This window comes from Phnomibacter sp. (assembly GCF_036803085.1).
GTDB lineage: Bacteria > Bacteroidota > Bacteroidia > Chitinophagales > Chitinophagaceae > Phnomibacter.
In genome coordinates, this window is record NZ_DAIRUZ010000001.1 from 785,050 (window position 1) to 804,687 (window position 19,638).

Annotated in this window: 14 protein-coding genes; 5 read left to right on the plus strand and 9 right to left on the minus strand. The window is 44.3% G+C overall.

The window, feature by feature from the left end; all coding sequences use genetic code 11:
* The first annotated feature begins 180 nt into the window (after window positions 1-180).
* Window positions 181-1,989 carry a right-handed parallel beta-helix repeat-containing protein gene (locus V7Q13_RS03340; RefSeq protein WP_333799262.1) on the plus strand — a complete coding sequence of 603 codons (1,809 nt, stop codon included), beginning with the start codon at window positions 181-183 and terminating at the stop codon, window positions 1,987-1,989.
* A gap of 46 nt (window positions 1,990-2,035) precedes the next feature.
* Here V7Q13_RS03340 and V7Q13_RS03345 read toward each other — a convergent pair whose 3' ends face one another.
* The gene (locus V7Q13_RS03345; RefSeq protein ID WP_333799263.1) at window positions 2,036-2,443 is read right to left on the minus strand and encodes a DUF4332 domain-containing protein; all 408 of its coding nucleotides are present in this window, start codon (window positions 2,441-2,443) and stop codon (window positions 2,036-2,038) included.
* A gap of 144 nt (window positions 2,444-2,587) precedes the next feature.
* Complete coding sequence (gene secDF / locus V7Q13_RS03350; RefSeq protein ID WP_333799264.1) at window positions 2,588-5,608, minus strand: protein translocase subunit SecDF; 3,021 nt, start codon at window positions 5,606-5,608, stop codon at window positions 2,588-2,590.
* 240 nt (window positions 5,609-5,848) lie between these two features.
* On the opposite strand from secDF, the gene V7Q13_RS03355 reads away from it, so the two are divergent.
* Both V7Q13_RS03355 and V7Q13_RS03360 read left to right on the plus strand, forming a co-directional pair.
* Window positions 5,849-6,391 (plus strand): C40 family peptidase, encoded by a 543-nt coding sequence (locus V7Q13_RS03355; protein WP_333799265.1) that lies wholly within the window; start codon window positions 5,849-5,851, stop codon window positions 6,389-6,391.
* A gap of 160 nt (window positions 6,392-6,551) precedes the next feature.
* A complete protein-coding gene (locus tag V7Q13_RS03360; RefSeq protein ID WP_333799266.1) occupies window positions 6,552-7,745 on the plus strand; it encodes a pyridoxal phosphate-dependent aminotransferase in 1,194 nt (397 codons plus the stop codon).
* 74 nt (window positions 7,746-7,819) lie between these two features.
* Here the strand turns inward: V7Q13_RS03360 and V7Q13_RS03365 are convergent, their stop codons facing one another.
* On the minus strand, window positions 7,820-8,233 hold the full coding sequence (locus V7Q13_RS03365) for a hypothetical protein (protein ID WP_333799267.1): 414 nt from the start codon (window positions 8,231-8,233) through the stop codon (window positions 7,820-7,822).
* A gap of 237 nt (window positions 8,234-8,470) precedes the next feature.
* Here V7Q13_RS03365 and rimO point away from each other — a divergent pair, with 237 nt between their 5' ends.
* A complete protein-coding gene (rimO, locus tag V7Q13_RS03370) occupies window positions 8,471-9,781 on the plus strand; it encodes a 30S ribosomal protein S12 methylthiotransferase RimO (protein ID WP_333799268.1) in 1,311 nt (436 codons plus the stop codon).
* A gap of 26 nt (window positions 9,782-9,807) precedes the next feature.
* Window positions 9,808-11,400 (plus strand): bacillithiol biosynthesis cysteine-adding enzyme BshC, encoded by a 1,593-nt coding sequence (gene bshC / locus V7Q13_RS03375; protein ID WP_333799269.1) that lies wholly within the window; start codon window positions 9,808-9,810, stop codon window positions 11,398-11,400.
* 1 nt (window position 11,401) lies between these two features.
* Here bshC and V7Q13_RS03380 read toward each other — a convergent pair whose 3' ends face one another.
* Genes V7Q13_RS03380 through V7Q13_RS03405 form a run of 6 tightly spaced genes read right to left on the minus strand, consistent with a single transcriptional unit; the run spans window position 11,402 to window position 19,589 of the window.
* Window positions 11,402-12,316 (minus strand): DUF6929 family protein, encoded by a 915-nt coding sequence (locus V7Q13_RS03380; protein WP_333799270.1) that lies wholly within the window; start codon window positions 12,314-12,316, stop codon window positions 11,402-11,404.
* Window positions 12,300-12,818: a 5-(carboxyamino)imidazole ribonucleotide mutase gene (purE, locus tag V7Q13_RS03385; RefSeq protein WP_333799271.1), complete on the minus strand. Its 519-nt coding sequence runs from the start codon at window positions 12,816-12,818 to the stop codon at window positions 12,300-12,302. Before purE ends, V7Q13_RS03380 begins: the two co-directional genes overlap by 17 nt.
* A 51-nt stretch (window positions 12,819-12,869) precedes the next feature.
* Entirely contained in the window at window positions 12,870-14,138 is a 1,269-nt protein-coding gene (locus tag V7Q13_RS03390; protein WP_333799272.1) for a TolC family protein, read from the minus strand.
* 46 nt (window positions 14,139-14,184) lie between these two features.
* The gene (locus V7Q13_RS03395; protein WP_333799273.1) at window positions 14,185-17,304 is read right to left on the minus strand and encodes an efflux RND transporter permease subunit; all 3,120 of its coding nucleotides are present in this window, start codon (window positions 17,302-17,304) and stop codon (window positions 14,185-14,187) included.
* Between the two features lie 43 nt (window positions 17,305-17,347).
* Complete coding sequence (locus V7Q13_RS03400) at window positions 17,348-18,418, minus strand: efflux RND transporter periplasmic adaptor subunit (protein ID WP_333799274.1); 1,071 nt, start codon at window positions 18,416-18,418, stop codon at window positions 17,348-17,350.
* Between the two features lie 46 nt (window positions 18,419-18,464).
* Window positions 18,465-19,589, minus strand: a complete 1,125-nt coding sequence (locus tag V7Q13_RS03405; RefSeq protein ID WP_333799275.1) for a 5-(carboxyamino)imidazole ribonucleotide synthase — start codon at window positions 19,587-19,589, stop codon at window positions 18,465-18,467.
* Window positions 19,590-19,638 lie beyond the last annotated feature (49 nt).

Sequence of the window (19,638 nt, forward strand, 5' to 3'; positions counted from 1 at the left end):
AAAATTAAGCGTTTCAGGCATTGCATTTTCCGATGGATTTATTTGTTGAATACACATTTGAAAAAGCTAGCCTTTCGAATGCTGTTAATTAATTCAACAGCATTACTTAAAAGCAATCAATAGTATTTACCTTCATACCCGAAGCCCTGAACCGTATATTCCTGAATCGAAAATTGATGTATGCGGTTATTGAATATTTCCATAGTTGTTTTCGTGTTGTTATTTGGTAATGCATTGCTGGTACCCGCCAGCGGCAGGCAGTTTTTTGTAGCGGTCAATGGACATCCTACTAATCCCGGTACGTTTACACAGCCATGGGCATTAGACACCGCGTTTCGAATGCCTGCATCAAGACTTACCGGAGGCGATACTGTTTGGATTAGAGGCGGAAAATACAGCGGTACTTACATATTGGATGCTGATGGCACAGTATCAAAACCGTTGGTATATCAGGCTTATCCCGGAGAACGGGTTGTGTTAGATAGTTATACGGGTTTGAATAACAATGTAAAAACACTGGAAGTATTAGGGAACTATGTTTGGCTGGTTGGCATTGAAATTGAAAATTCATCGCCCACCCGCATTAGTAATGCCAGCGGCATCAATACAGCCACAGATTTACACCAAAGCATTGGTATGGAAATTTATGGCAACAGTACACGAATCATTAATTGCAAAATTCATGACCAACCCGGTGTTGGTGTGGGCTATTGGAGTACCGCTCTGGATGCAGAGATTTATGGTTGTTTCATCTACAACAATGGCTTTTCTGCGTTAGACCGCGGCCACGGTCCGGGCATTTATACGCAAAACGGAGATGCTGCCAAACCCAAGGCTGTACGGAATAGTTTTTTATTTAATGGTTTTAGTACAGGCATTCAATTTTATTCTTCTGCCACTGCCAATAAGCTGAAGGGGTTGATTATTGACAGTACCACCATTTTCAATTCAGGAGCTTTAACCCGACCAACGCAGGCCAGAAGGAAAAATTTTGTTGCTGGTGCAGAAACCAGTGGCAGAACCAATGCTACGCCCGGCGTTACCAGAGTAAGCGATTTGTACATTCACGACAATGTCTTATTTCGGGATACAGCCGACAATATTTTGCCTCAATATTGGAATTACTGGGACTTTAGAGAAAATACCGAGCTTGGCTATCAAGACGAATTATTGAGTGACAGTTTCGTATCGTTTCAGCGTAACCATCTTTACGGCGACCCCTTGCCATTAAAAGTACACCAATGGGACAGTGGCGTTTTTAAACATAACTATTTATACAGCTATAAAGCAAATAATGATGGTGTAAGCAATGTAATTGAAATGGCAGCTGGTGCCAACCCCTTCAGTAACTGGGATAGCAATACGTATCGCACCAATGATCCTTCTTACAATACGCCATTTTCAGATCTTACTTTCACTAAATGGAAAGACAGTTTTAATATAGATCAGCACAGCAGTTTTGTAAACGGACCTTTCACTGAGCAGAATGCTTTTGTAAGGCGTAATAAGTATCAACGAAACACTTATTACATCACCGTCGCGAATTATGCGCAGTTAGATTCTATGCTCATTAACTACAATTTCAACGAGCACAATGGTATGCAGTTTTCATTGTACGATGTACAGCGTTCTTTGTATGTACCACTGAGTAAGGGGCTTTACAATGGGGCAAGTTTTAAACTGCCGATGAAGTTGACAGAAGTGGCGCCAACATTGGGTATTACACCCATGCCACCGAAGCATACCAGTGCCGCTTTAGGTACCTTTGTACTAAGTTTTTACCCCAGTATTACCACTGTAAAATCAGGTGCATGGAATGATCCCTCTACCTGGAATGTGGGAAGAGTGCCAACGTATGAAGATGATATTGTGTTGCAGCATGCTGTTACCATTGCTGGTCTTGCATGGTGCAGAAGTTTGAACAGCAACCAGCAACAAGTAACTACACAAAGCGGAGCTCATTTGCTCATCAGCAATACGGGCCAGTGATGATTCATTGACCCGTATTTATGGTTGTTTGAAGTTGCACACTTTATCAATGCTCAACAGCAGGCGACATCGTTTTGGCTTCAGCTATCATGTTTTCCAGTTCATGTACCGATGGTACTTTTCCGGATAAGCCAAACTCTTCGTTTACAGCCATCAGTTTCTCGTGAAGGTTTGCAGCGTTGCGACCCTTCAGTTCCATTACAGTGTCTACACCGGCAGCTTCCAGTAGTTCGCTTATTTGTCCCGCAATACCTTTTATGCGCATCAAATCAGCATGGTTTACCCAAGTTAAAATCAAGCTTTCGGGCAGGTGTGTAGCGGTAGCGATTTTAGCCCGGCCTTGTTTGGTACCACCTACTTTTAGCAAGTCTGTTGTGGTCATGATTCCTTCTTTGTTTAGCCGTGCTCCGTAGGTTTCTCCAATCCCCTCTATGTCAATAATTTTATAAGGCATACATGCAGTTTTTTATAGTGCTGGCAAGTTAGGGAGTTCCCTTGATTTATCTGCTTATTTCAACTCTCGTTACGTTTTCTTTTGTAATAAAAAAAACCACTCCCGAAGGAGTGGTTTAGGTACAATCACAAGCAATCGACAAAATTATTTAGCCGCAGGCTTTGCTTTAACCGGAGCGTCAGTTTTTCCCAATGGACGACCCTTTGCAAAGTCAACCAAAATGGGGGCTGCTACGAAGATGGATGAGTACGTACCGGTAATTACACCAATCAGCATTGCAAAAGCAAAACCACGGGTTACTTCGCCACCTACAATAAACAAGATGAGGATGGTGAGGAACACGGTAAGTGAAGTCATGATGGTACGGCTCAACGTATCATTGATAGATTTGTTGATGATAGTGCCATTGTCTGACGCATGCATGTTCTGGCTATTTTCACGGATACGGTCGAATACGATAATGGTATCGTTCATTGAGAAACCAATAACCGTAAGGATAGCCGCAATAAAGTGCTGATCTATTTCCAGCGAGAATGGTACAATGTGACGCAGGAAGCTAAATACTGCCAAGGTTACCAATACGTCGTGCATCAACGCTACTATGGTTCCCAAACTATATCTCCAGTCGCGGAAGCGGATGAATATGTAGCCCATAATGATCAGCAATGAAAATACAGTTGCCAAAATTGCACCACGCTTCAGGTCTTCAGAAATGGTTGGCAATACAGTTTGTGAGCCTACCTTATACGTTTGCTCAAAGCTTTCGAAGCTGGCATCTTTTGGCAGAAACTTAGCCAATCCAGTGAACAGTGTACGTTCAACTGTGCTGTCAACATTGGCGCCTACTTCTTCAATTTTGTAAGCAGTGGTAATGTTTAGTTGATTATTGCCACCTAATGTTTTTACAATTGGATATTCACCAAACACTTTTTGCAGCTCTTCACGTACCTCATCATTATCAACTTTCTGGTCGAAATGAATGGTATAGCTACGGCCACCTTTGAATTCAACACCATAGTCGAAACCGTAAATAAGGGCACCAATACCCAATGATGCTACGACAATTGAAATAGCGTAAGCGGTTTTTCTAAACTCAATGAACTTGTATTTAGCATGTTGGAAAACCTTTCTGCCAATGGTGGTAAAATATTCCAGATGCTGCTGCTTAGTGGTAAACCAATCTGTAATGGTGCGGCTAATGAGGATGCCACAGAAAAGGTTGAGTACAATACCCCACATTTGTACATACGCAAAACCACGCACCGGACCTAAACCAAAATAGTAGAGGATGGCAGCAGTCATAAATGTAGTTACGTGAGCATCGAGTACCGGAGAAAGTGAACGGCGATAGCCATTGGTAACAGCGGTTTGATAGCTCCGGCCCCACGACAATTCATCTTTGATACGTTCAAAAATAATTACGTTAGTATCTACTGCCATACCAATGGTAAGCACCAAGCCCGCAATACCGGCAGCGGTAAATGTGGCTCCCATGGCGGTAAGAATGGCAATGGTAAACAGCAGGTTCAGAATAAGTGATACGTTGGCGATCCAGCCACTGTTGTTGTAGTACAACAGCATGAAAACAAAGATGACACCAAAGCTGATGAGGAATGCCAGTGAACCGCCATTAACCGCATCCTGGCCGAGGGTTGCACCAACTACTTGTTCTGCTACAATTTTAGCAGGAGCAGGCAGTTTACCACTCTTCAGCATTTCAGCAATATCCTGTGCTTCTTTGATTTCGTATCCGCCGGTAATTTCTGAGCTACCGTTAGGAATTGGAGTGTTTACTGTTGGAGCTGTTTGAACAAAATCATCGAGTACAACGGCAATAGCCTTACCTACGTTTTGCTCAGTCATGCGGGCCCAGATGCCTGTACCCACTTTGTCCATTTCCATTTTAATAGCCACTTTGCCACGTTCGTCGTAATCCTGGCGGGCATCACTTACGTGTTCGCCTTCCAGTTTGGCACGGCTACCGTCTACAGTTTTCAGTGCATATAAAGCCAGCACTCCATTGTTCTTTTCATTTTCGCCACCGGCGTAGCCATACACAAACTTGATGGTTGTAGGAAACTGGCTTAAAAACGCCGGATGGCGCAATCTTTCACCCAACATGCCAGTATCTTTTGTTTGCACATAGGCAATAGGGCCAGGATAAACCACTTTACCGCTTGGGTCTTGCTGAGGTTGAATTACCTGCATAACGCTGGTAATTGGGAAACGCTTCGCCATACCTGCTGCTGTGGTGTCCTTTAGCATTGCAGAATCAGCTTGTGCACGGGTGGCACTGTCGCCGGCGGCACTGTTCAGCACACTGGCCAGCAGTTGTTCGCCTGTTTGGAAGCTCTGGCCGAGTTCGCTGATATTGTACACTTCAAAAAACTGCAGGTTGGCAGAGCTTTGCAGGTAGCGACGAACTCTTTCTTTATCGGTAACTCCGGCCAGTTCTACAGTAATAATCTTCTTAACCTTATCGGGGTTAATGGTAGGAGACGCTACACCAAAACGGTCGATACGTGTTTGCAGAATTTTGAACGTGTTTTCAAAAGCCACATCCGATTCATTCCGCAGGTATGCCACCACTGCTGCATCACTGCTTTCGAGGTTCAGCATTTTATTGCTGTTGGCAATGAAAATGGGGGCCAGCTTATTGTTGGGGGCAATTGCTTTGTATTGCTGCACAAACAGGTCAATGAGGTCGAGACCAGTGGTGGCTTTTTGAGCTACCGCTTTGTTGAGGGCTTCATTGAAGTTTTTATCGGCAGTATAGCTGGCTTTTGAACGCAAAAAGTCGGCCATACCTACTTCCAGCGTTACGTTCATACCGCCCTGCAAATCAAGACCCAGCTTGGCTTCCTGGTCTTTGGCATCTTTATAGTTGAAACCCCACCAGGTAATTTTTTGCTGGCTGGTGCTGTCCAGCAGTCGCTGGTAGCGGGTTTGCACGGCGGCATCAAGCGAATCCTGATACAGAGCCTGCAATTCTTTATTGCCCGGATATTTGGCGGCAGCGGTTGGCATTACTGCCTTTACCTGCTTTTCGGCCTTCTCCTTCATCTTCTTTTCATGGCTGCCTACAAACCAGGTGAAAGACAACTGGTACAAGCTAAAGATGACCATGAGTGCGGCAAAAACACGCACCAAACCTTTCATTTGCATACGAACAGAATTAACCAGATTTTAAATGGGTGGCAAAAATAGGGGAATTGATGGCATGTAATTGGCTTTTGCACACAGGTGGGAAAATAGAGTAAACAACCAAGGTGACCACTATTTTATTTGCTGCCACTCTGTGCTACAACTGAGAACTGTTTCAGATTTCCACAGGCAGGCAAGGTTTGGGAGCATTCTTTGTGGGAGCTAGCCGGCTTGCCGTTGTAGTGTTGCAGTATGAAAGTTATGTTTTCATATTACTTGGTGGCCGTAGTATCAGTAATACTATTGAGTAGCTGTGCCGCCCGGAAGCAACAAGCTACACCCGTTTCGCCGGTAGTAACACCGTCCAAGCCTGTGACTGCTGTGCATCCGGTGTTGGGTATTCCGGTACCAGCATCTGCCAATACCAGTTTAGTAAACACTATGGAAAAATGGAAAGGCACACCGTACCGCTTTGGTGGCAATACCTCTAATGGCATAGACTGCAGTGGACTTATTCATCAATTGTATAAAGAAGCTTACCAATTAGTAACGCCACGTACTACGGCCGATTTATTTGCCCAATCCAGTATTATTCCTGTTGATTCTTTGCAGGAAGGCGACCTTGTCTTTTTTACCATTGGCACCAGCAAGCCCGGCCACGCAGGCATTTACCTATGGGATCAATTGTTTTTTCAGGCCAGCACCAGCAAAGGCGTAATAGTGAGTAGTTTGCAAGAGGCTTACTGGAAAAAATATTTTACTGCGGCCGGTAGACTGCGTAAAGCTCCGGTAATGAAACCTTAACGGCACCGCATAGGTCTTCGTTATTTTTTATTCAATAATGTAGCTTGTTTCTAAAATAAACTTGGGTTAGGCAGCGTAAATGTTTAGAAAAATGGCATTAGCCTGCTTGGTTGATTGAATTACATTTGCGCCGTTTATAACACCTCTATTTATCAATACAATGAAATTAGCTACACGTCTTCAAAAGTTCAACGAACCGGAAACGCTGAAAATGGCCAAACTAGCCCGTGAACTCCGTGCACAGGGCCACGATGTGGTGGGTTTGAGTTTGGGCGAACCAGATTTTGATACGCCCGACCATATTAAAAAGGCTCTGGTAGATGCTGTCAACAACAACTACTCACATTATCCTCCGGTAGCCGGCTATCCCGAACTGCGCCAGGCTATTTGCACCAAACTGAAAAGGGACAACAACCTCGATTACCTGCCAGAGCATACGTTGGTGTCTACCGGTGCCAAGCAAAGTATCGCTAATTTAGTAATGGCTACTGTGGAAGAAGGGGATGATGTGATTGTACCAACACCATATTGGGTTAGCTATTCAGAAGTTGTGCGATTGGCCGGTGCCAATCCAATTTTGGTGCGCACTTCTCTCGAATCGAAATTCAAAATTTCTCCGGCTCAGTTAGCAGCGGCCATTACACCCAAAACCAAGCTCTTCATGTTTTCATCGCCCAATAATCCTACAGGCACCGTGTATTCAAAAGAGGAGCTGGCAGGTTTGGCCGAGGTATTTGAAAAGCACCCGGACATCTGGATTATGAGTGATGAAATTTATGAATACACCAACTACGTGGGTAAGCATGAATCCATTGCGCAGTTTGCTTCCATCAAAGACAGGGTGATTATTGTAAATGGTTTGAGCAAGGGCTATGCCATGACAGGCTACCGCCTGGGTTATATTGCATGCTCCAATGTAGATTTGGTAAAAGCCTGCGACAAACTACAGGGCCAGTTTACCAGCGGTGCCAATGCGGTTACACAGCAGGGTGCCGTAGCTGCCTTGCTTGGCGATATGCAACCTACTGCCGAAATGGTAAAAGAATTTAGTGCCCGCCGCCAAATGGTGATGGGTTTGTTGGCCGATATCCCCAACATCCGAATTGATGAACCTGCAGGTGCTTTTTACGTGTTCCCCGATGTGAGCTATTATTTTGGCAAAAAAGCAGGGGATACCGTGATTGCAAACGCTGATGAACTGTGTATGTATCTACTGGAAACCGCCCATGTAAGCACGGTTACCGGCGGTGCTTTTGGCGAACCGAACTGCATTCGTATTAGCTACGCAGCCAGCCGCGAAGACATTCAGAAAGGTTTTACACGCATTAAAAATGCCTTGCTGAGTTTGCAGTAAACAATGCACATCAAATACATAAAAAGAGAGCTTACACATAATGTAAGCTCTCTTTTTTATGTGAAGTATTTTAATTATCTGAATAAGTACATTATCCAAAAGCCAACTGCAATCGTGAGCATTATGGTAATGAAATTAGCCCTGAGTTTTTGAAAAATCTTTTGGTATTTGGAGGCTGTAATGGATTTGCGGCGAACTTCCTTCATGCCTTCCTGGGTTTGAGGAATAATGCTGAATGCAGCTATAAGCATAGTAGTTAGCCCGGTAATGGCAATAATGCCACGGTAAGCTGCTTTTTCCACCGTAATAAAATCAAGCTGAGCTATACCCCAAACATTGGCTGCCATTAAGAATAAAGTTGTGGGCAACATAAAAAAAAGCGTAAAAGCCCGAATGAACTTAAACAGGGTGTACTTCTTTTTGCCAGATAAATCTGCTTTGTTGATAACAATGGAAATGATGGCGGAAAAAACTAATAGAACAACCATTAGTGTTTGGTGTAGCAATATTTCCCATGGAAACAGCATAAAACAAGAAGTTTAAAGCGGGTTAGGTGAACGATCTATGGCAACGAAAATATGGGAGATACACCAAATCACAATCATTTCTCATACTCAGAAGACTGGTTTACATACAAATAACACGATACGGATGGAATTCATCAGGTTTTGCTAAAAACCAACTCTTTGCCCGAAAGAAAATAGGCCACACCTACCTTTGCCGCCATGAAAGCAAAAAGTCTTACCCGGGATAAAGTGAATATCATTACTCTGGGGTGTAGTAAAAACCTGGTTGATAGCGAAACCCTCGGCGGGCAGCTCAAGGCGAATGACATAAAAGTGGTGCATGAATCGGGTAAACTGGACCACAACATTGTGGTAGTAAATACCTGTGGTTTTATTGATAAGGCCAAGGAGGAAAGCGTCAATACCATTCTCGATCAGGTAGAGCTAAAGAAAAAAGGCAAGCTCGACAAGGTGTATGTAACCGGTTGCCTGAGTGAACGCTACCGCAACCAGCTAGAAGCCGAAATACCAGAAGTGGATGCCTGGTTTGGCACCATGGAATTACCCCTGATGTTGAAGCAATTCAATGCCGATTACAAAACTGAATTGTTGGGCGAACGAATGCTAAGTACGCCGAAGCATTATGCCTACATGAAAATAAGTGAAGGTTGTAACCGAACCTGCTCCTTTTGTGCCATCCCGCTGATGCGTGGCGGCCATGTGAGCAAATCCATGGACCAGTTGGTAGACGAAGCCAAATCGCTGGTGCAAAAAGGTGTAAAGGAAGTAATGCTGATAGCTCAGGAACTGACATACTATGGCCTGGACATTTATAAAAAAAGAACACTGCCCGATCTGATGCATAAATTGGCCGACGTGCAAGGCCTTGAATGGATTCGTTTGCACTATGCATACCCTTCAAAATTTCCACTGGAAATAATTGATGCCATTAAGGACCGTCCAAATATTTGCAACTACCTCGATATGCCTTTGCAACATGCCAGCAACAGCATGCTGAAAGCCATGAAGCGGCAGATTACCCGCGAAGAAATGGAAGACCTGGTAGGCGCCATACGGCAAAAGCTACCCAATATTTGCCTCCGTACTACGCTGATAGCCGGATATCCTGGTGAAACAAGGGACGATGTGGAAGAATTGAAAACCTTCTTGGAAAAAATGCGTTTCGACAGAGTGGGAATTTTTACTTACAGCCACGAAGAAGGCACCAGCGCATACGATGTAGTGGATGATGTACCTGCTGATGAAAAACAAGCCCGTGCTCAGGAAATAATGGAAGTACAGCAAGAAATCAGCTACGAAAAAAATCAGGAGAAAGTAGGCCAAACACTGAAAGTACTGATTGACAAAAAAGAAGCTGGCCGCTACCTGGGCAGAACAGAATTTGATAGCGTAGAAGTTGACAATGAAGTGGTGATTCAATCAGCTAAAAAGCTGGAAATTGGTCAGTTCTATCCCGTCACTATTACCAAAGCATACGACTACGATTTGGAAGGAGTAATTGCTGAATAACTGTGCTGCACAACGAACTCATTTGTATGAAGAATTTTTCAACGGTTGCTTATTCCGATACACTGGCTTTTTCTAAGTTGGTAAATGACTACATAAATGGTGCCGAAACACTCCGGCCATTTTATGAGCATGCTCCAACGTTGGATGGCATCAAAAACGCTATTGCCCAAAAAGCAAAACATGCTGTAGACAGGCAATTGCTGGTAGCCACATTGCGGCAGCAATACGAAGGCTTTACACTAACAAAAAAGCAAGAAGCGAACCTTGAAATTCTTTTAGCAGATAATTGCTTCACTATCACCACGGCGCATCAGCCCAACTTATTTACAGGTCCACTTTATTTTTTGTACAAAATTATTCATGCCATTAAACTGGCTGATTCATTGCAATCAGATTTTCCTGATCAATTCTTTGTGCCCGTATTTTATATGGGTAGCGAAGATGCAGACCTGGATGAGTTAGGCCATTTTTATATTGATGGTGAAAAACGAACCTGGCCAACCACCCAAACAGGTGCAGTAGGCAGAATGAAATCAAAAGATATTGACCCACTGATACATAAGTTGGCTGGCCAGTTTTTACATTTGCCACATGGCCAGTACATGGTCAATTTATTGAAGGATGCTTACAGCAAGCCTACTATTCAGGAAGCTACGTTACACTTGGTCAATTCACTTTTTGCTGACTATGGATTACTGGTGGTAGTGCCAGATAATGCGGCATTCAAACGTCAATTTGTGCCCGTTATACAGCAAGAGTTGAAAGGTGGTTTTTCGCAGCCTGCTGTGGAAGCTACCAGTAGCTTGTTGGAGCAGCACTATAAATTGCAAGTGAAGGGCCGCCCCATCAATATGTTTTACCTCGATGCATCGGGTGCACGTGAACGTATTGAAAAAGTAGGTGATGATTTTATTGTTGAATCACTTGGCTTACGTTGGACGGAAGCCGAAATAATATCACTCACAGAAAGTCATCCTGAATGCTTTAGTCCCAATGTGATTTTACGGGGTGTATTGCAAGAAACGCTTTTGCCAAATATCGTATTTATTGGCGGCGGTGGTGAGTTGGCTTATTGGCTGGAGTTGAAAGAAGTGTTTGCAAAAGCAGGTGTACCATATCCTGTGTTGCTCTTGCGCAATTCATTGCTACTGCTCAATGAAAAGCAGCAAGGCTTGCAACAAAAGTTAGCTTTGAGCGATACTGAAATGTTTTTGCCTTTGCAATCGCAGCAAGATTTGCTAGCAGTACGAGATGGTCAATTGAACGATTTTGATGTGGCCGCTGAAGAGCAAAAACTGCAGGAGCAATATGAACACTGGCAGCATGTAGCAGGTAAGATTGATGTGACACTTCAACCACATGTTGCAGCCTTGCATACCGCAGCTATCAAAGGGCTTCGTGGGTTGCACAAAAAAATAAAAAGTGCTGCCCGCAGAAAATTGGGGGAGCAAGGAGTGCAGCTCATTCGATTGAAAAAGGAATTATTTCCCACGGATAATTTGCAGGAACGAATTGAAAATGCCATGCCTTTTTTAGCTCAGTACGGACCTTCTTTTCTCAAAGATGTATACGATGCATCACCAGTACTGAATACAACGTTTACCATTGTTCGTTTGTGATTTATCGGCGCATACCAAACCGGTACACATAGCAGCGATTGTTAGCATCAATACCACACACGTGAATGATAGTTTCGCCGCTGTTTTTTTGTTTGCCCAGGCAAATGGATTGCAGTTGTTTGCCCTTCATGTCTGGCATAATATCGTATATAGGCAGTAAATAGTCTGGCCGGATACTGGGTTGCTTTAGTTTGGACGAAATGTTTTCAATCAATCCGATATAACTTTCTACAGATTCATTTGAGGAAGTTGGGATAGAAGATGCAGAAAACAACAACAAATCTTCTGCAGCATCATACTCCAAACCAGATACCCGAATGGGCTGCTTTACATCGGAGTTCAGTTTGATGATGCGCAGATCAGCCGTTGCACCTTTTGTCCAAAAGTCAAATTCAGTCAGCACAAAATGATTGTTACTGTTTGCTGCTGTAGCTGCATTAGCCAGTAAAATATGGTCTTTAATTTCAGCGGCGCCATCTATGTTTATTTGTGTAATGCCTAAGCGCCTCATCCGCTTGTAAAAATCAGGAATGTTGATGGCAGGGGTATACAATTCACTGTATGATTTTCCTTTCAGTGGAAACAACCAGATGTCACTTTTATCCATCCTGTTTTCGCCTGAACCCATGATGAGTAATGTTGGTGTATTGGCAACAGTAACTACCGCTGTAGCTCTTATACCATTAGAGTTGGTGTTTTTTTCTTGTGGTTTGTTAAGATAGTCGAAAAGCGCAATGCTATCTAATATGGAATGATCTTCGCTTAAGAGTAAAATACGAGTAGCATCATTGCCAATGGCCATGATGGTTTTATCATGATATTCCAGCGCAGAAATACTGTGGAAATAGGGGAGAACAGTGATTTTTTGTACACTTAGTTTCGGCTGTGCCCACACTGTGCTACTGGTCAAAACCATTAGGATGACCTTGCTGACGCAGGTGTTCCACTTTACCCAGTACCGCAGTTTCCATATCGTGTTTGTATACTTCAACTTTATCGCCAATTGCTGCATTAAAGCTACCGATAATTGAGGCAGCAAGTATACCTGCGTTTTTTGCAGCATTCAATGCAACCGTTGCTACAGGTATACCATTGGGCATTTGCAAAATAGAAAGAATAGAATCCCAGCCATCAATTGAGTTAGAAGATTTAACCGGAACACCAATGACAGGCAAAGGTGTAAGCGAAGCCACCATGCCTGGTAAATGTGCAGCACCACCTGCACCGGCAATAATCACTTTCAAACCACGACTGCGGGCCGATTGTGCATACTGCATCATACGGGTAGGAGTGCGGTGTGCCGACACCACTGTTAGTTCATAAGCTATGCCGAAAGATTGCAGCACATTGGCTGCTTCCTGCATAATGGGAAGGTCGCTGTCGCTACCCATAATGATACCTACCAGTGGTTGTTGCATAGTGGTTGTTTTGCTGCAAAGAAAATGAATGACACAGCAAACACACAAAACTTATTCTACCAGTTTGCCCATCACCAGCATTACATCAGCTTCGGCCTGTTTCATTTGGTAGCGGGCATTAATCATGCGGGTTTGCGATTCGATAAGATTGATTTGCGTTTGTCGCAATTCAACAGACGTAATGCTGGCCTTGCGAAAACGCTCCATAGCAATCACGTTGTTTTCCTTTATCACTTCTAACGTTTGTAATTCCAAATCGTAGAGTTTCTTGGCGTTCTTGTAATTGTTGTATGCTGCGGCCAATGCCGTCATCAAATCGTTGCGCAGGCTTTCAATTTGTACTTGCTGACTCTTTTGCTGTACAGCATTCACTTTCAGATTTTGCTTGACCACACCACCTTGAAAAATAGGGATGGCCAGTTGGATACCGGCATTCGGGCCATAGGTTGTATTGCGCAATGTAAAGCCTGCACTGTTTACTGAGTTGTTTAAACCAGCACCTGCATTTAATGTAACTGTAGGCAAACGGTTGGCATTAATCTCTCGTTGTTGTTGATACAACACCGCCAGTTGCGAACGTGCCATCAACATAGATGGATTGAGTGTGTCAATGGCTGCCAAAATTTTGTCACGGTCATCAAATGATACATCTGTCATAGAAGCATCTGATGTAGTAAATGCTTCTGAAGGATTGCGGGAAAGAATATTATTGAGCCGGACTTTTTCTTGCTCAATATTATTCTCGATGGTCATGATGTTGGTTTTTGCCGCATTGTAATCTGCAGCCGCTTGCAGGTAATCGCTTTTACCGGCAACGCCAATGTTGAAGCGGTTTTCTGCCAGCTTCATACGTTCTTCAAACAACAGTAATGTTTCCTGATTGGCTTTTTGCTGTGCCTGAAAACGCAACAGATTGATGTAGGAGCTGATTACATTATACACCAGCACATTTGCCTGTTGCCGCACATTGAGGTTGGCAATTTTTTGCTGTTCATCTAAGCGGCTTTTTGCAGCCACTACTCTGAATCCATTGAACACACGCCACTGTGCTACTACCGAAGCATTTTCGCTTTGGAAGCTGGCACCATTCCGTTTGATATTCGTGCCATTCGATAAGCGTTGATCCAGGTTGTTGTTGCTGAAATTGTATCCTGCAGCAGCAGACACAGTAGGCAGTCGGCCGGCATTGCTCCAGTTGTTCAGCAGGGTTGCTACATCCTCATCATTGCGGGCTATTTGCAGGTCAAAGTTTTTTGATAACGCCTGCTGAATAGCATCATTCAACGTGAGCACATTTTGTGCAGTTGCTGACCACATCATGCTGCAACAGATGGCCGCAGTCATCAACAGTCTGGCATATCGGTTATTACATTTCTGCATTTGCTAATTCATCTTTGCTGTGCAAACTGGTATCCTGCATCATGGCTTCAGGAATACCTTTTTTGCGGGTACTTAAATAAGAATAAACGGCGGGCACTACAAACAATGTGAGCAGCAGCGAAAAGCTGATGCCACCTACAATTACAATACCCAACGGAATACGGCTGGTAGCAGCTGCACCCAACGACAATGCAATGGGTAATGCGCCAAGCGCCATGGCCAAGCTGGTCATGAGGATAGGACGCAACCGTTGCGTTGCTGCTTCAATAGCCGCATCATATTTCTTCAATCCTTTTTCTTGTTGTTGGTTGGCAAACTCTACAATTAGAATACCGTTTTTGGTTACCAAACCAATCAACATAATCATACCAATTTGCGAGAAGATGTTGATAGTTTGATCGAAGAGATACAAGCTGAGCAAGCCACCCGCCAATGCCAGCGGTACCGTTACCATGATAATGAACGGATCGATGAAGCTTTCGAATTGAGCAGCCAGTACCAGGAAGATAAGTACCAATGCCAGCATCAATGCAAAGTTCGTGTTACCCTGGCTTTCTGCAAAGTCGCGGCTGGTGCCTGTGAGGGAAGTTTCAAATGAATCATCCAGCAGTTTGGCCTTCAAATCATTCATCACTTTTATACCATCACCAATGGTTTTTCCTTCGGCCAAACCAGCAGATATAGTAGCTGATTTGTAACGGTTGTAGTGGTAAATACTCGGCGGCGTTGTTTCTTCCTGAATGGTCACGAGGTTATCCAGCGTAATCATTTGGCCTCGGTTGTTGCGAACAAAATATTGCTTCAAATCAGATGGATCATCACGGTCGCCACGGTCAACCTGGCCAATTACCTGATATTGCTTTCCATTCATAATGAAATAACCCAATCGACGATTGGTTAAAGCCAGTTGCAATGTTTCAGACACATCGGCCACACTTACGCCCAGCTCACTGGCTTTCAGTCTATCTACTTCTACCCGAACTTCTGGCTTGTTGAATTTTAAATCAGCATCTACACCTACGAGCACATTACTTTCTTTGGCTTCTTCCAAAAACTTTGGCAATGTGCTACGCAGCTTTTCGAAGTTGTTGTTTTGTATTACAAACTGCACAGGTTGGCCACCACGGCGGTTTTGCTGAATGGTTTGCTCTTGCGATGCAAAGGCCCGCACTTCGGGAAAGCGGTACAAATTTTTCTGTACGTAGTTTACAATATCGGCCTGCGATCGGGTCCGGTCTTTCGGATCACACAGCACTATCCTTACAAAACCAGAGTTTACAGAACCACCACCGGTAAAGCCCGGAGCGGTAAATGCCAACACACCACGCTGCTCAGGCACAGAATCAACAATAAAATTTTGCAGCCTGTCCATAGCTTGAACCATGGCATCGTAGCTGGTGCCTTCTGGTGCTGTAACAGAAAGCCTGAACATGCTACGGTCTTCCAGCGGTGCAAGTTCACTTTGGAGTGTATTGCTAAACCAATACATACCCACACCACTCAACAGAATAATCACAAAAGCGATCCATCTTACTTTCATGAACTTGCTGAGTAAATGGCGGTAGCCATTTTCCATACCACGGAAAAAAGGCTCGGTAGCATGGTAAAACTTGCCATGTTTGGGGCCTGTTTTGGGCGTAAGTTTTACGTTGAGTACCGGTGTAAGTGTTAATGATACCAAAGCAGAAATCAATACCGCACCGGCAACCACAATCCCAAATTCGCGGAAGAGTTTACCCACAAATCCTTGCAGGAAAATGATGGGCAAAAACACCACCGCCAAAGTGATGGAAGTAGAGATTACGGCAAAATAAATTTCTTTAGAACCTTCTCTGGCAGCAGCCCATTTGTTCATGCCACTTTCCATTTTCTTGTAAATGTTTTCCGTTACCACAATGCCATCATCTACCACCAAACCAGTGGCCAGTACAATGGCCAGCAACGTCAATACATTAATGCTGAAGCCGGAAAAGTACATGATAAAAAATGCACCAATCAATGATACCGGAATATCAATGAGTGGACGGAAAGCCATGTTGAAACTGCGGAAAAACAAGAAAATGATCAACACCACCAGTCCGATAGAAATCACAAGGGTTTCTTTTACTTCTTCCAGTGATTTACGGATGGGCTTTGTGGTATCCAACAATATTTTTGTAGTAATATCTGCTGGCAGTTCTTTTTTAATTTGGTCAAACCGCCTGTTGAATTCATCTGCAATAGAAATGTAGTTGCTGCCCGGCTGTGGTACAATGGCCATGCCAATAGAAGGCACACCGGTTTCTTTAAAAGCACTTTCTTCATTTTCCGGACCTAGTACTACTTCGGCTACATCTTTCAACCGGATAATACCATTGGCATCGCTGCGAATGATGACGTTTTCAAATTCTTCTTCGGTATTCAAACGGCCGAGAGTTCGCACCGTTAATTCTGTGTTATCGCCGACTATTTTTCCCGACGGCAGTTCTACGTTTTCTCGTACCAATGCCTGCGAAATTTGATTGGCCGTAACGCCACGAGCCGTCATGCGTTCGGGTTTCATCCAAATTCGCATGGCGTATTTTTTCTCTCCCCAAATTTGAATACCACTTACTCCGGGTATGGTTTGCAAGCGGTCAACCAAAACGTTGTTTGCAAATTCAGTAATCTCTAACTGGTTACGGGTGTTGCTAGAAATGCCCATCGACATGATAGATTCGCCAAAGCCATCTGACTTTGCAACTGATGGCGGTTGTTCTAAATCGGATGGTAACGAACGTTGGGCTTGTGAAACTTTATCCCGAACATCATTGGCTGCTTCTTCGAGTGGTACACTCAAATCAAATTCAATAGAAATACTACTGCTGCCCTGGCTGCTGGTACTCGTAATATTTTTAATACCAGGTACACTGTTGATGGCTTTTTCCAGTGGCTCTGTTATCTGGCTTTCAATAATGTCGGCGTTGGCACCAGCATAACTGGTACGTACGTTTACCGTGGCGGGTTCAATCATAGGATAATCACGCACCCCCAAAAACGTAAAGCCCAAAATGCCGAACAACAATATCAGCAGGTTGATCACAATGGCCAGCACTGGCCGCCGCAAACTCAGTTCAGAAATATTCATACGCTACAAACTGCGAATTGATAAAAGAGATGCCTGAAAAATATTATTGCTTCACCCGTGTTTTGAGAGGCATGCCTGGCTTGATGGTCAACAAACCGTTGGTAATAACAGTATCTCCGCTAGATATGCCACTCAAAATTTCAATACGGGCACTATCGCGGTAGCCTGTTTCAACCACACGAAACACGGCTTTCCCATTTTCACTCACAATCACACTTTTGTTGCGGGTGCTGGGTATTACACTTTGGGTGGGCACCATAATAGCCGGCTGACGATTACCTACATCAATACCTACTTCTACAAATGAACCGGGAGAAAGTGATTTGCCGCCATTGACCACGGCACGTACTATGAGGTTGCGGGTTTCAGCAGCAATGCTGTTTTGCGCAGCCAAAATAGTTGCTGTGTAATTGGTATTGCTGGAAAGCGAACTCAACCGAACAGATTTGCCGGGCTGCATTTCAGCAGCATATTTTTCTGGCACAGCAAACTCTACTTTTACAGTATTCACTTGCGCAATATTGGTAATAATAGTAGCCGGACTGATGTACGCTCCAAGGCTGATGTTGCGTAAGCCCAACCGGCCATCGAACGGTGCACGTATTTCTGTTTTGGAAATATTTACCCGTAGCAATTCCATGTCAGCTTTGATGTTGCTCACATTCAGTGTAGCCAAATCATAATCTTGCTGACTGGTACCATTGATGGCGAGCAGTTCTTTCTGACGGCGTTCGGTGGCTTCGGCCACTTTCAGTTGCACTTCTAATTTTTTGAGTTGCGCCTGCAGGTCGCCATCAAACAATTTTACCAGCAGTGTACCTTTTGCCACATTGCTGCCTTCTTTAAAATTAATAGCTACTACCCGGCCACTGATTTCTGACTGTAGTTCTGTGTTTTCGTTGGGTAAAATAGTACCGGGTGCAGATACAATTCTATCTATAGCAAAGGAGCCTGCAACCACAGCGTCAAATACAGGAGGAGGTCCGGCTGGCTTTTGACCACCACCCATACTGCCGGCATTTGATTCTTTTTCTTCTTTACATGCCGTGGCAAATAGCATAGCACCGGCACACACAATGAGGGATAAATATTTCAACTCAAAAACGTTTTGCATAAGACGATGATTCATTGCATTACTTGCTACAATAACCGTAGAATGACTATAGGCTTTTGACCTTTAAGGTATCTTTCACCATTTTGGCTTTGCGAATGAGGTCGGTGCGGTCGGTGCCCAACACGGTTACATGGCCCATTTTGCGGCCGGGTTTGGTATCGGCTTTGCCGTAAATGTGTACAAAAGCCCCCTGAATACCCAACACTTGTTCCAACCCTTCGTAATGCGCCGGGCCGCTACAACCGGGCTCACCAATCAGGTTGATGATGGCCGAAGGTGCCACCATATCGGTAGCACCCAACGGGTATTGCAGCAAAATGCGCCACAGCATTTCGTATTGAGAGGTAAGGTGTGCCTCAATGGTATGGTGACCACTGTTGTGAACCCTTGGCGCCGTTTCATTTACCCATACTTCGCCTTTTTTATCTACCAATAATTCTACGGCAAACAAGCCCGGGCTGTCAAAAGCTTTTACCAACCGAATGGCAATGGCTTCTGCTTTCCACAACACTTCTTTGGTAATGTTGGCTGGGGTGAGTTGATAATCGAGCAGGTTGAGTGCGGGGTCGAACAACATTTCGGCAGGAGGGAAGAGCACATGTTTACCATCGGTTCCTACGGCTACAATCAAGGCTATTTCCTGGGCAATATCCACCATGTTTTCCAACACTGAAGGGGCATCAAAACCTTGAGCCATGGCGGCTTCATCTTTCATTACCACCACGCCTTTACCATCGTAGCCACCTTCGCCCACCTTATGTACAGCGGGCAGGCGATGGGCATGTTGCTGCAAATCTTCCAGCGTATGAGTGACCACAAAATCGGGTGAAGGAATCTGGTTGTCTTTGTAAAAAGCTTTTTGGGTAATCTTGTTTTTGATGGTGCGCAGCACGGCCGGTTTGGGAATAACAGTGATACCCTCTTTTTCCAGCTGTTCGAGTGCATCCACATTCACCGCTTCTATTTCAATGGTGAGCACATCCACCTGTCTGCCAAAGGCCAATACGGTGTCGTAATCTTTGATATTGCCCAACACAAAATGCTGGCACAAATGCGCCGCCGGGCAATTCGGATCGTTTTCCAACACATAAATTTCTACGGGATAATTGGCTGCGTCTTGCAGCAGCATGCGGCCCAACTGACCGCCTCCGAGTATGCCTACTTTTTTCATGTATGAAATTGGCGTTCTGATTTTTTTTAACGGAATACTACCAGCGTGG